The sequence below is a fragment of the Mesorhizobium sp. M7A.F.Ca.AU.002.02.1.1 genome (assembly GCF_003998535.1).
Classification (GTDB): Bacteria; Pseudomonadota; Alphaproteobacteria; order Rhizobiales; family Rhizobiaceae; genus Mesorhizobium; species Mesorhizobium ciceri.
The window spans coordinates 1-12482 of record NZ_RZPB01000009.1 but is presented as its reverse complement, the minus strand read 5'-3'; the positions used below and the strand labels follow the sequence as shown (position 1 = coordinate 12482).

At 62.8% G+C, this 12482-nt stretch carries 12 protein-coding genes; 11 read left to right on the top strand and 1 reads right to left on the bottom strand.

The features are described 5' to 3' along the window. Nucleotides 1-14: 14 nt before the first annotated feature. A complete protein-coding gene (locus EN879_RS01510) occupies nt 15-1034 on the top strand; it encodes an aliphatic sulfonate ABC transporter substrate-binding protein (protein WP_063168543.1) in 1020 nt (339 codons plus the stop codon). A 57-nt stretch (nt 1035-1091) separates the two neighbouring features. Here EN879_RS01510 and EN879_RS01505 read toward each other — a convergent pair whose 3' ends face one another. Continuing rightward, entirely contained in the window at nt 1092-2120 is a 1029-nt protein-coding gene (locus EN879_RS01505) for a LacI family DNA-binding transcriptional regulator (RefSeq protein ID WP_024501567.1), read from the bottom strand. 336 nt (nt 2121-2456) lie between these two features. Here EN879_RS01505 and EN879_RS01500 point away from each other — a divergent pair, with 336 nt between their 5' ends. The 10 genes from EN879_RS01500 to EN879_RS01455 form a co-directional block, all read left to right on the top strand. Then, nucleotides 2457-4070 (top strand): extracellular solute-binding protein, encoded by a 1614-nt coding sequence (locus EN879_RS01500; protein WP_063168542.1) that lies wholly within the window; start codon nt 2457-2459, stop codon nt 4068-4070. A gap of 81 nt (nt 4071-4151) precedes the next feature. After that, nucleotides 4152-5012: a carbohydrate ABC transporter permease gene (locus EN879_RS01495; RefSeq protein ID WP_024501565.1), complete on the top strand. Its 861-nt coding sequence runs from the start codon at nt 4152-4154 to the stop codon at nt 5010-5012. Continuing rightward, entirely contained in the window at nt 5009-5968 is a 960-nt protein-coding gene (locus EN879_RS01490) for a sugar ABC transporter permease (protein WP_063168541.1), read from the top strand. Before EN879_RS01495 ends, EN879_RS01490 begins: the two co-directional genes overlap by 4 nt. Beyond that, the gene (locus tag EN879_RS01485; RefSeq protein ID WP_063168540.1) at nt 5965-7056 is read left to right on the top strand and encodes an ABC transporter ATP-binding protein; all 1092 of its coding nucleotides are present in this window, start codon (nt 5965-5967) and stop codon (nt 7054-7056) included. The genes EN879_RS01490 and EN879_RS01485 overlap by 4 nt, the downstream gene beginning before the upstream one ends. Before the next feature lies 1 nt (nt 7057). Next, nucleotides 7058-8119 (top strand): ABC transporter ATP-binding protein, encoded by a 1062-nt coding sequence (locus EN879_RS01480; RefSeq protein ID WP_063168539.1) that lies wholly within the window; start codon nt 7058-7060, stop codon nt 8117-8119. Between the two features lie 35 nt (nt 8120-8154). After that, entirely contained in the window at nt 8155-9240 is a 1086-nt protein-coding gene (locus EN879_RS01475) for a Gfo/Idh/MocA family oxidoreductase (RefSeq protein WP_063168538.1), read from the top strand. Nucleotides 9241-9295: 55 nt separating this feature from the next. Further along, nucleotides 9296-10210, top strand: a complete 915-nt coding sequence (locus EN879_RS01470; RefSeq protein WP_013530826.1) for a sugar phosphate isomerase/epimerase — start codon at nt 9296-9298, stop codon at nt 10208-10210. Between the two features lie 64 nt (nt 10211-10274). Beyond that, the gene (locus tag EN879_RS01465) at nt 10275-11219 is read left to right on the top strand and encodes a substrate-binding domain-containing protein (protein ID WP_024501562.1); all 945 of its coding nucleotides are present in this window, start codon (nt 10275-10277) and stop codon (nt 11217-11219) included. Nucleotides 11220-11300: 81 nt separating this feature from the next. Then, nucleotides 11301-12281: an ABC transporter permease gene (locus EN879_RS01460; protein WP_032898639.1), complete on the top strand. Its 981-nt coding sequence runs from the start codon at nt 11301-11303 to the stop codon at nt 12279-12281. Nucleotides 12282-12283: 2 nt separating this feature from the next. Further along, the coding region (locus EN879_RS01455) for an ATP-binding cassette domain-containing protein (RefSeq protein ID WP_127273925.1) at nt 12284-12482 on the top strand (199 nt) is incomplete at its 3' end.

Sequence of the window (12482 nt, the reverse complement as noted above, 5' to 3'; positions counted from 1 at the left end):
GGAAGGATTTTCCCATGCCCAACATCCCATTCGACGCAATTCGCCGGCTGCTTCTGAAGGGCGCCATTGCCGTCGTAATCGGCCTTGGCGGCATGCCTGCCTTCGCACAGGACAAGCCTGACATCATCCGCATCGGCAGCACGGCGCCGGGGCACCTCAAATTCATCCTCGCCAAGAAGGACGGCTGGTGGGACAAGGAATTCGCCAAGGACGGCATCAAGGTCGAACTGGTGACCTTCAACGGCGGCTCGGAAGCCACGACGGCATTGGCGACCGGCGCCATCGAGTTCACCTATACCGGCAACAATCCGGCGCTGCGCGTTGCTGCGTCCGGCGCCGACGTCAAGCTGATCGGCCTGTCGAGCTATGTGAAGGCCGGCGGTTCCTACATCGTCGTCAAAACCGACTCGCCGTTGAAGACGCTGCAGGATCTCAGGGGCAAGAAGGTCGCCTATCTCACCGGAACGGTGCGGCATTCGAACTTCAGCAAGGCACTGAACAGCGTCGGCCTGACCACCAATGACGTCGAAGGTCTGAACCTGCCTTTCGAGGCATCCGGCCCGGCGCTGCTGCGCGGCGATATCGACGCCATTGTCGAGACGGATTCGACGGCGGCCAAGCTGGGCGACACCGGCGAGGCGCGGGTGCTGTTCGACACCAGCACCCATCCGGAATGGAACGTGCCGAACGTCATCTCGGTCAACGGCGCCTTCGCGGCGAAATATCCCGATCTGGTCAAGCGGCTGCTGAAGGTCGACATCGAGATTTCGCGTTGGGCCGACGCTCATCCGGACGAGACGATCAAGACGTTTGTGGAGGCGACCAAGTCGTCGGAGAAATCCGTCCGCAAGACCTATGCCGACGGGGTGTTCCACCAGGATCCGAAACTCACCGACGACGCGATCGCCGCCTTGCAGGGCGAGGAGAAATTCATGGCCAGCGCCGGGCTCCTGAAGGGCTCGATCGACTACGGAAAATGGGTCGACAAGAGCTTTGTCGATGGCGCCGCGGCTGAAGTCGCTGCCGTCCAATAGACTGGAAGCATCGAGCGGGGCGGGCGCTTTACCGCGCTGCCCCGTTCGTCTGGTCCGTCAAATCTCTGGGATGTTCTCCTTGAAGATCACCTGCAGCCTTGGCTGGTGCAGTTCATAGGGCAATCCCCGGACCGCATGGGTCAAAGTGTTGAGCGCTTCGCGGGCTTCGACGCGCGGGTTCTGGTCGATGACCGCGTCGAGCGTGCCGTCGAGCAGAAGGTCCTTGGTGCCGTCCGTCACCTCGTGGCCGAGGAAGACCATGGACTGGGCGCGGCCGTGCTCCTTGAGCGCGCGGGCGATGCCGGTGTTGCCGGCGCCGACATTGTAGATCGCGGCAAGGTCGGGGTGCCGCTCCAGCAGGGCCGATGCCTCCGAATAGGCCTTCTCGCGGTCGTCGAGCATTTCGCGCATCTCGACGATCTGCAGGTTGGGTGATTCCTCGGTCAGGACGTGGCGGAACCCCATCTCGCGTTCTTCGTGGCCGCGATAGGACAGCGAGCCGGCGAACAGCGCCACCTTGCCCGGATGCCCCGATCCCATGAAGCGGTTGAGCAGATAGCCGGCCAGCCGCCCGGCGGCGCGGTTGTCGATGCCGATATAGGCGACCCTGGGCACATGCAGGATGTCGGAGGCGATGGTCACCACCTTGATATCGTTGGCCGACAGGGATCGGATCGCTTCGCGCACCGTCGGATGGTCGAGCGCTATAACGCCGACGCCTTGCGTCTGTCCGCGCAGGTCCTGCAGCAGGCGGGCGAGCCGGTCAGGATTGAAGCCCTCGATGGTGGCGATATGGACATCGAGGTCGGGCCGCGCCAGAGCCTGTGCCTCGATGTGCCGGTGCAGCATCTTGATGAAGGAATTGGTGCCGGCCGGCAGCGCGAAGTCGAGTCGGATGACCTCGCCAGGCGAGGGCCGTGGCGGCGCGCCGTTCGGGCCTTCGGCGATGTAGCCGAGGCGCTGCGCCATTTCGAGCACGATTTCGCGCGTGCGCGCCCGCACGCCGGGTCGGTTGTTGAGCACGCGGTCGACGGTGGCGGCCGAGACGCCGGCTTCCCGGGCTATGTCAGTCAGGGTGGAACGCACCGTCTTTCATCTCCTGCATGCGTCAGATCGGCTGGTGACGGCTTCCCCGCCATCGGCGATTCTGATGGGAAATGATGTATCCGCCCTTAGCCCATGCGCAAGCCGCCGCGCTAAATCAAATGGTCCGGCAGGGCTGCGCAGGGCCGGGAAGGGTCGTGTGCCCTCAAATTGAAGCACCCGGCATGATGCATGGATCCCGTTTTTGTGCATTTCCTTGCCCTATTGCGATGTTGTGAGGTGTTTTGATTATTTATGATGTTGACAGCCTTGCCATGCTGCCGTCAATATCCCTCATAAGGGCCGTGGAGGAAACGTGGCCCTGAGGGAGGAGTTTCAATGTCTGACTTGATCCGCATCTCGCGGCGCCGGCTGCTGGCATCCGGAGGAAAGGCGGCTGTGATCATGGCCGCCGCTGGTATCGCACCCCAATTCATTCGTCCCGGCCGCGCCTATGCGGCCGACGCGCTGGCGCCAGGCATGATCGGCGGCCCGACGGGCTTCGATGGAGCCGAGCGCTACCAGTATGGCGCCGACACGCCGGAAGGCCGCGCCATCGAGGCGGCCAAGGCGCTGAAGGGCGCCGGCAAGGCGCCCGCCAAGATCGTGCTCGGCCTGTCCGACGGCTCGATCGGCCAGCTCACGCAGCCGTTCCCGGCCGGTGCGCCGTCGATCAAGGAGCTGTGGGAAAAGGAAACCGGCATCGCGATCGAAATCGTCGGTTTGCCGAACGGCCAGGAATTCACCAAGACGATGCAGGACATCTCCACCAAGGGTGGGGCCTACGACATCTATTCGACCGAATGGAACCGCCTCGGCGACCTCGCCGAAACCGGCGGCATCGCCAAGCTCGATGACTTTGTCGCGCAGCACAAGCCCGAATGGGACGATCCCGTCAGCGGTTATGTCAACGGCGCCAAGGGCGTGTCGCTGCTCAACAAATACCGCGGCTCCAACTATGGCGTATCGCTGGATGGCGACTTCCAGACCTGGGTCTACCGCACCGATTTGTTCGGCGACGAAGCCGAGAAGAAGGCCTTCAAGGACAAATACGGCTACGATCTGGCGCCGCCGAAGACCTGGAAGCAGCATGGCGACATCGCCGCCTTCTTCCAGCGACCGGACAAGGGCCTGTTCGGCTCGACCGACCTGCGCAACCAGGGTTGGGGCTATACCAATTGGTACCAGCGCTATGTCTCGATGGCTTCGCCCAACCAATTCCTGTTTGGCGATGACGGCAAGCCGATGATCAATTCCGAGCAAGGCATCGCCGCCACCAACGAATATGTCGCTTCGCTCGCACATCATTCGCCGGATGCGATCTCCTGGGGCTGGCCGGAGCAATACGGCAACTTCGCCAAGGGTGGTGCGGCGATGACCTGCGCCTTCTCCAACCTGCCGAAATTCCTCGACAATGCCGGCAACAAGGATTCGGCCGTCACCGGCAAGATCGGCTCGATGCTGCCGCCAGGCCGCGAGATCGACGGCAAGCTGATCAGCCGTTCCGTGCTGTGGTTCTCGCTGACCGGCATGGTTTCGTCGCAGTCGAAGAACCAGGAGGTTGCCTATCTCCTGCTGCAATGGCTGGGCTCGGCCCGTATCTACGCCTGGATGAGTGCCAATCCCGGCGGTTATCTGGACCCGTTCCGGCTTTCGGACTTCTCCGATCCGCTGGTGCGCCAGACCTATCATGCCTACCACATGGACGTCGTGCGCGAGACGGTGGCGCGCACCGTGCCGACCATCAACTATCCCGGCGCGACAGCCTTCCACAATGCGCTCGACGAGAACCTCATGGCGGCGCTGACCAAGGCCAAGACATCCGAGCAGGCGATGGCCGATACCGAGGCGGAGTGGAAGAAGATCGTGCGGCGCACCGGCGAGGACAAACTGCTCGAAGCCATCAAGACCAACAAGGAGGCCTGGCCGACAGTTCTCGACCCGATCGTCTGATCCATCTCCCTGGATCACATCGAAGGAGGGGAGGAGCCTGCTTTTCCCCTCCGCCCACAGCGCCACCAGCAAAGCCGCCAGATGAAGCGTTCCGTTCCTTTCCTGATATTCCGCTATGCCGCGATCTTCGCGGCCATGGCGGTGACGCTGGTGCCGATCCTGTGGATGGTATCGATGGCGTTCAAGCCGATCGCCGAATGGTCGGCGACCGGCGCCGACCTGACCTGGTGGCCGAAGAACCCGACGCTCAGCAATTTTCGTTTCGTCTTCGGCGAGTCGACCAACAATTTGATCGTCGCGCTCGACCGTACCGCGCTGAAGCCGATCCTCGCATCGCTGCTGTCGGCGGTTTTCGGCACGGTGATCGCCATGTCGGCGGGCACTGCCGCGGCTTATGGGCTGTCGCGTTTCGGCTCCGGCCAGAACCTGCCGCTGGCGCTGATCCAACTCAGGATCTTTCCGCCGATGGCGGTCATGATCCCGGTGATGATCATGTGGGCTTTCCTCAACTTCACCGATAGCTGGTGGGGGTTGGCGCTGATCTACGGCATCGTCACCTTGCCGTTCGCCTTCTGGCTGATGAAGACCTTCTTCGACGACATGCCGCGCGAGATCGAGGAGGCGGCGCTTGTCGAAGGCTGTTCGCGGCTGCGCGTCTTCACGCGCATCACGCTGCCGATGATGCGCGCGCCGCTGGCCAGTGCCGCGCTCTTCGTCTTCATCCTCAACTGGTCGGACTATCTGATCGCGCTGCTTCTGACGACGCGCGAATGGGTGACCATCCCGGTCTACATGGCCTCTCTTTCTTCCTCGATGACCGGGCAGCTCTATGGCGCCAAGGCAGCGCTTGGCCTGATCGCGGCCGTGCCGCCGGTCATCATGGGCATCGCCATCCAACGCCATCTGGTGCGCGGGTTGACATTCGGGGCGCTCAAGCAATGAGCGCGGTGACTGTCATGACTTCCAAGGATGAGGTGAAAGCCGTCGGAGCAAAGCCGGTTTCGCGCGATGAGGGCGCAAGGCTGGGTTTCCGGCTGACATTACCTGCGCAGATCCTGGTGCTGTTCATCTCGGCCTTCCCGCTGTTGATGCAGCTCTACATCAGCGTCACCGACTGGTCGCCCCTGTCGGGCACCGGCTGGTGGAACGCCTGGTCGATGTGGAACAGCTTTGCCAACTACACCGATCTCGCCGCCGACGCGCGCTTCTGGAGCGCGCTGAAGCGTACGGCCATCGTCATGATCGTCTGCGTGCCGGCGGAATTCCTGCTCGGGCTGGCGCTGGCGACACTGTTTGCCGACGATTTCCCGGGCAAGCGCGTCTTCTATTCGATCCTGCTGATGCCGATGATGGTGGTGCCTGCCGTGGCCGGCTACATGTTCTTCATGCTGTTCCAGTCGGGCGGCCCGGTGAACGACATCTTGTCGGCGCTCACCGGATCTCTCGTCACCATCGCCTGGCTGTCGGATCCGACTCTGGCGCTGATTGCGGTGATGGTCGCCGACATCTGGCAATGGACGCCGCTGATGTTCCTTATCCTGCTTGCCGGCCTGGTCGGCGTGCCGGAGGACCAGATCAAGGCGGCGACGCTGCTCGGCGCCAATCCGTGGCAGCGCTTCGTCACCATCGTGCTGCCGAAGATGAAGACGATCATCATCATCGCGTTGGCGATCCGGGTGATCGAGAACTTCAAGATCTTCGACACGCTCTACATCATGACCGGCGGCGGTCCAGGCGTCGCTACCGAAACCATCTCGGTCTACATCTACAAGCTCACCACGCAGGACCTGATCTGGGGCTATGTGGCGGCGATCGCGCTGGCCATTTTGGTCGTGCTGTCGATCGTCGCAGTGTTTGCCATGAAGCGCATGGCGCGTGCACGCGAGGTACCGGCATGAGCGCCATCCACCTGCAAAACCTGGTCAAGAAATTCGGCGACTTCACCGCGCTGAAGACCATGGACCTGGCAATATCAGATGGCGAGTTCATGGCGCTGCTCGGCCCGTCGGGCTGCGGCAAGTCGACGACGATGAACATGATCGCCGGCATGGAAGAACCGACCGGCGGCAAGATCCTGTTTGGCGAGCGCGACATGGCCGGCGTGCCGATGGGCCGGCGTGGCGTCGGCTTCGTGTTCCAGAACTACGCCATCTTCACGCATATGACGGTGCGCCAGAACCTTGCCTATGGACCAAAAATGCGAGGGGCTGCCAAAGCCGAGATCGATCGCCGTGTCGGCGCCATCGCCGAGATGCTGCAGCTTTCGCCGCTGCTCGACCGCAAGGCCGACAGGCTGTCGGTCAATATATTGCAACGGGTGGCGATCGGCCGCTCGGCGATCATGGAGCCGGCGATCTTCCTGCTCGACGAGCCGCTCTCCAATGTCGACGCCGCTTTCCGGGCCGTCATGCGCACCGAACTGAAGCAGCTGCAGCGGCAGTTCCGCCAGACCATGGTGTATGTCACCCACGATCAGCTCGAGGCGATGACCATGGCCGACCGCATCGCGGTCATGGATCATGGGGTTTTGCAGCAGGTCGGCACGCCGCTCGAGGTCTACAACGATCCAGCCAATGTCTTCGTCGCCCGCTTTATCGGTGCGCCGGGCATGAATCTGCTCAAGGGCAGGCCGGCGGAGAGCGACCGCGGACTGGTCGTCGATCTCGGACCGTTGGGCGTCACGCCGCCGCTGCCGGGCGAACTCGCAGCGGCCATGCGTGGTGCACGCGGCGAGGTGCTTTACGGATTCCGGCCTGAACAGGCGACGTTGGTGCAGAATGGGCAGGGCCTCGCAATGCCGGTGACCTTTGTCGAACGGATCGGTGCGCGCACCATCGTTCATCTCGGCCAGGGCGAGGCGGCTGTGAAAACGGTGTTCGACAATGATGTCGGGCTGGCTATCGGCGACACCGCTGTCATCGCTCCCACTACGTCGTCGGTGCGCGTCTTCGACGCCGCTACCGGCCTTGCGATGAAGGCAGGTTGAGATGGCCGATATCGTCTTCCGTAATGTGACCAAACGCTACGGCAATACACTCGCCGTCGACGACGCCTCGTTCACCGTCAACGACAATGAGTTCTTCTGCTTCTTCGGTCCGCCGCTGTCGGGCAAGTCGACCATCCTGCGCCTGGTGCTCGGGTTGGAGACACCTGACACCGGCGAAATCCTGATCGGAGGCAGGCCGGTCAACGCGATGTCGCCGGCCGAGCGCAACGTGGCTATGGTGTTCCAGAACCTGGCGCTGTTCCCGCATATGAGCGGGCTCGAAAATGTCCGCTTTCCCCTGGTCGAACGCCGGGTCGCCGAGGCCGAGATCAAGCGGCGGGTCACCGACGTCGCGGCGAAGCTACATATCGGCCATATCCTGCACAAGCCGCCGGGACAGCTTTCGGGCGGGGAGCGGCAGCGCGTGGCGATCGCCCGGGCTCTGGTGCGCGATCCCAATGCCTATCTGATGGACGATCCGATCTCGGCGCTCGACGCCAGGCTGCGCGAAGAAACGCGCGTCGAGCTGAAGCGCATCCAGCGCGAACTCGGCAAGACGCTGATCTACGTCACGCATGACCAGGAAGAAGCGATGTCGGTCGCCGATCGCATCGCCATCCTGGAGGACGGCAAGATCAGGCAGATCGGTACGCCGGCAGAGATTTACGACCGCCCGGCCAGCACCTATGTGGCAAGGCTACTTGGCTCGCCGATGATGAACATCCTCAGATCGGCGCGTGGCGAGGGCGGTGTCGAAGCGGCTGAAGGCACGATCCGCATCGACGACAAGACAGCGCCCGCCGATGCCGTGGAGATCGGGCTGAGGCCGGAGGACATCAAGGTCAGACCGTGGGCGGACGGGGGCCCGGGCCGCCCGGCGCGAGTGTTCGAGGTCGAGCCGCTTGGCGGCTACACCGTGGTGACGCTCGCTGCCGGGCAGGCGCGGCTGAAGGCGTTGCTGCGCGGCCAGCCCGACATCCGGCCGGATGCCATGGTGGCGATATCCTGCGAGCCGGCCAGAGTGCATTATTTCGAACAGAGCGGCGGGGCGTTGGCACGATGACGGCCGCCGCAAGGAAAGAGTTTCGGGAGGAAGAGATGGCAAGCAAAGGCTTCGAGCCGGACGTGAAGGTCCGCACGAAGGAATACAAGATCGGCTGTGTCGGCGCAGGCATGATCATGGCCGAGTGCCATCTCGCCGCCTACAAGGAAGCCGGGTTCCCGGTGGTGGCAATCGCCTCGCGCACCAGGGCCAGCGCCGATAAGGTGGCGACGCGCTGGGGCATTCCGACCGTCCACGACACACCGGAAAAACTGATCGAGGACGAAAATGTCGAGATCATCGACCTTGCTTTCCCGCCCGACCTGCAGCCGGCGCTGATCCGTCACGCGCTGAGGCAGAAGCATATCAAGGCGATCCTGGCGCAGAAGCCGCTGGCGCTGTCAGTCGAGGAAGCGGTCAAGCTGCGCGATGAGGCGGCCAAGGCCGGCAAGATCCTCTCGATCAATCAGAACATGCGCTACGACCAATCGATGCGCGTCTTGAAGCAGATCATCGACAGCGGCGCGCTGGGCGACATCGTCTTCGCGCAGATCGACATGCACGCCATCCCGCATTGGCAGAGCTTTCTCGAGGATTATGACCGGCTGACGCTCGCCAATATGAGCGTGCATCATCTCGACGTGCTGCGCTTCCTGTTCGGCGATCCCGACGAGATCACCACGCTGACACGCAAAGACCCGCGCACGACATTCGACCACTCCGACGGCATCACCGTGTCGACGCTGCGCTTCCCGTCCGGCGTGCTTGCCGTGTCGCTGGAGGATGTCTGGTCGGGTCCGCGCCAGGATGGCTACAAGGACGACCAGCACATCAACTGGCGCGTCGACGGCAGCAAGGGGGTCGCGAAGGGCACCATCGGCTGGCCGACGGGCGCTGCCTCGACGCTGACTTACGCTTCGACCGAGACGACCGGCGGCGAATGGGTCAGCCCGAGCTGGGACACGATGTGGTTCCCGCATGCCTTTATCGGTGTGATGGAGCAGCTCCAGCACGCGGTGAAGACCGGCACGCCGCCGGCGCTGTCGGTCGCCGACAACGTCAAGACCATGGCGCTGGTCGAGGCGGGCTACCGCTCGATCGACGAGGCCCGCACGGTCAAGCTTTCCGAAATCGCTACCTGATCACCGCAGCTGAAACACCAAACAACTGAATCGCTTACAGGGAGGAATTCACACCATGATGCAGGCAGGTATTTTCACGGGCTATTTCCCGTACGGCCTCGAAGAGACGGCGAAGAAGATCCGCGGGCTCGATTTCAACACGGTGCAACTCGACCTCCACTTCAAGGATGTCGACCTGTCGGCCGGGCAGATCACCAAGGACAAGGCCAAGAAGGTGCGCGACGTCTTCCGCGATCATCACCTGCCGGTGTGCTGCATTTCCGGCTACACAAATATCATCCACCCGGACAAGGCCGAGCGCGACAAGCGCGTCGGCTACCTCAAAGAGATCATCCGCAACGCCCGCCATTTCGGCAGCCCGTATGTGATCTCGGAAACCGGCACCTACAACACCGAATCCGACTGGGTGCATCACCCCAAGAACAAGACCGAGGAAGGGTTCGAGGAATGCCGCAAGGTGGTCGCCGACCTTGCCCAGACGGCCTATGACCACGGCGCGGTCTTCCTGCTCGAAACCTATGTCAACAACGTCGTCGGCTCGGTCGAGGAGACGGTCAAGATGTTCGCGCAGGTCGATCACCCCGGCCTCGGTCTGCTGATGGACCCGACCAATTATTTCGAGACGCATAACATCGACAGGATGGACCAGATCCTGAACCAGGTGTTCGACACGCTGACCGACAAGATCAGAATAGCTCACGCCAAGGACGTCAAGCGTTCGGGCGGCGACAAGTCCGAGAAGCACGCCGATATCGGCGACGAGGACGCGCTGGAGAGCCATACATTCCGTGGCGTCGGTGAGATCGAGTTGCCGGCACCGGGCCTCGGTTCGCTGAACTACGACCTCTATCTCCAGCGGCTGGCGGAAAAGCATCCGAACATCCCGGTGATCATCGAGCATCTCTCGGAAGACGACGTGCCGAGGGCCAAGAAATTCCTCGACGGGAAGTTCCGCGCCAACGGTCTGTGACGGCCTTCTCGCGCCGCTGGTTCGCGGCGGCGCGGTTCGGTTCCAAAGTAAGGGAGGAGAAAAAATGTTGAAATTCGCATTGAAACTGGCGGCTGCCGTAACGCTGCTCGCCGGCGTCTCGTTGAGCGCGCCGGCAATGGCGCAGGATGGCCAGAAGACGTTCTACTTGCTGTCGCATGGCGGTCCGTCGGATGCGTTCTGGCTGGACTGGAATGCCGGCGCGACCAAAGCCTGCGACCAGCTCAAGGTGACCTGCAAGATCTCATTCAGCGGCGGCGACATGGCGGCGCAGAAGGAGGCCTTCAATTCCGCGCTTGCGGCCAAGCCCGACGGCATCGCCACCACGTCGGCCCAGCCGGGCTTGTGGACGGAAGAGGTGAAGGCGGCCAAGGCAGCCGGCATCCCGATCGTGTTCTTCAACACAGACGATCCGGCGACCGGACGGCAGGCCTATGTCGGCGCCGATCTCAAGGAGGCGGGGGTCATCTGGGCCAAGTATCTTGTCGACCACAAGATGGTGAAGCAGGGCGACAAGGTGTTCCTGCCGGTGGAAGTGCCCGGCGCCAGCTATCAGCAGCTGGAGACCGAAGGCATCGCCAGCGTCTTCGATCCGTTGGGGATCAAATATGATGTGGTCGATTGCGGCACCGACCCGGCCGGCATCATTGCCAAGATGACCGACTACATGGTGGCCAACAATCCGCCGGCGATCATCGCGCTTGGCGATTCCGTCGCGGCCAGCGTCAAGCGGGTGTTCGACGGCGCCGGCGTGCCGGCCGGCAAGATCCCGGTCGTCGGCTGGGGCAATTCCAAGGAAACCGCGGAAGCCGTCAAATCCGGTTTCGTCAACGCGGCCGCCTGGCAGTTCCCGTCTGCGCAGGGCTTCATGCCGGTGGCGCTGCTCGGGCTCGCCGCTTCGGGTGAGCCGATCGGCTACGACATCCATACGTTCAGCCTCTACGACGCCTCGAGCGTCGAACCGATCCTGAAACTCTACGACACGAAGTGAAAACGGTGCCCGCGGCGTAAGCTGCGGGCGTCTCTTCAAAGCATGGTTCAAGCAGTCATGATGATCGCCGCAGAAGACGAAATGCCTGTCGGGAAACGCAGATCGAGCCTTATGCGCTCGCCGCAATTCTCCTCGCTCGTCATCCTCATTGTCCTGCTCGCGGTGTTCGCCGTTGCCGATGCCAATTTCCTGTCGCCGCTCAACATCTCCAACATGATGGCGTTCCTGCCCGAGCTCGGCATCATCGCGCTCGGCATGACGCTGCTGTTGACGGCGGGCGAGTTCGACCTGTCGGTCGGCGCCGTGTTCGGGCTGGCGCCGGTCATCGTCATGCTCCTGGTGCAGAACGGCGGCGTGGATATAGGTGTCGCCCTTCTGGCCGGGCTTCTGCTGTGCATCGCCATCGGCGCCATCAACGGGCTGATCGTCACCAAGATCGGCATTTCGTCCTTCCTGGTCACGCTGTCGATGCTGCTCGTGGTGCGTGGGGCAGCGCTCTACATCACGCAGGGCTTTCCGCTGAAATCCTGGGACCAGCCGGGTTTTTTCGTGACGCTGCTGGCCGGCAGCTTCAATGTCGGCTCGTTCCGGTTCTACACCTCGCTGTGGTGGTTCATCGGTCTCTCGCTGCTGGCAATCTACGTGCTGCGCTATGCCAAGCTCGGCAACTGGATCAGCGCCATCGGCTCGAACCGCAACGCGGCGGTGGCGCGTGGCGTGCCGGCGGACGCCGTCAAGGTGTGGCTGTTCATCCTGACTTCGGTTCTGGCGGGGCTGGCCGGCATGATCAGCGCCTTCCGCATTTCGGCCGCTTCACCGGTGGCCGGCACCGGCTACGAGCTCGAAGTGATCGCCATGGTGGTGGTCGGCGGCACGGCGCTGACCGGCGGACGCGGCACGATCCTCGGCACCATCGTCGGTGCGCTGATGCTGCGCGCGATCCGCAACGGCATTGTGCTGATCGGCGTGCCGGGCCTCGCCTACAACATCTTCGTCGGCCTGATCATCCTCGCCATGCTCATCCTGCACGCTTTGCTGCAGAAGAACGCCGCAAGGGGCTGACGATGGAAGTTCTCCGGCTGCAGAATCTGCAAAAATCCTTCGGCAGCGTCCGCGCACTGAAGAATGCGTCCTTTGCCCTCAAGGAAGGCGAGGTGGTGGCCCTGCTCGGCGACAACGGCGCCGGCAAATCGACGCTGATCAAGGCGATTTCCGGTGTGTTTCCGATCGACCGTGGCGACATCTATGTGCGCGGTGAAAAGG

Excerpts from the sequence above, each read along its gene's own strand:
- EN879_RS01510 (WP_063168543.1), top strand. The coding sequence starts at position 15 with ATGCCCAACATCCCATTCGACGCAATTCGCCGGCTGCTTCTGAAGGGC.
- EN879_RS01500 (WP_063168542.1), top strand. The coding sequence starts at position 2,457 with ATGTCTGACTTGATCCGCATCTCGCGGCGCCGGCTGCTGGCATCCGGA.
- EN879_RS01495 (WP_024501565.1), top strand. The coding sequence starts at position 4,152 with ATGAAGCGTTCCGTTCCTTTCCTGATATTCCGCTATGCCGCGATCTTC.
- EN879_RS01490 (WP_063168541.1), top strand. The coding sequence starts at position 5,009 with ATGAGCGCGGTGACTGTCATGACTTCCAAGGATGAGGTGAAAGCCGTC.
- EN879_RS01485 (WP_063168540.1), top strand. The coding sequence starts at position 5,965 with ATGAGCGCCATCCACCTGCAAAACCTGGTCAAGAAATTCGGCGACTTC.
- EN879_RS01480 (WP_063168539.1), top strand. The coding sequence starts at position 7,058 with ATGGCCGATATCGTCTTCCGTAATGTGACCAAACGCTACGGCAATACA.
- EN879_RS01475 (WP_063168538.1), top strand. The coding sequence starts at position 8,155 with ATGGCAAGCAAAGGCTTCGAGCCGGACGTGAAGGTCCGCACGAAGGAA.
- EN879_RS01470 (WP_013530826.1), top strand. The coding sequence starts at position 9,296 with ATGATGCAGGCAGGTATTTTCACGGGCTATTTCCCGTACGGCCTCGAA.
- EN879_RS01465 (WP_024501562.1), top strand. The coding sequence starts at position 10,275 with ATGTTGAAATTCGCATTGAAACTGGCGGCTGCCGTAACGCTGCTCGCC.
- EN879_RS01460 (WP_032898639.1), top strand. The coding sequence starts at position 11,301 with ATGCCTGTCGGGAAACGCAGATCGAGCCTTATGCGCTCGCCGCAATTC.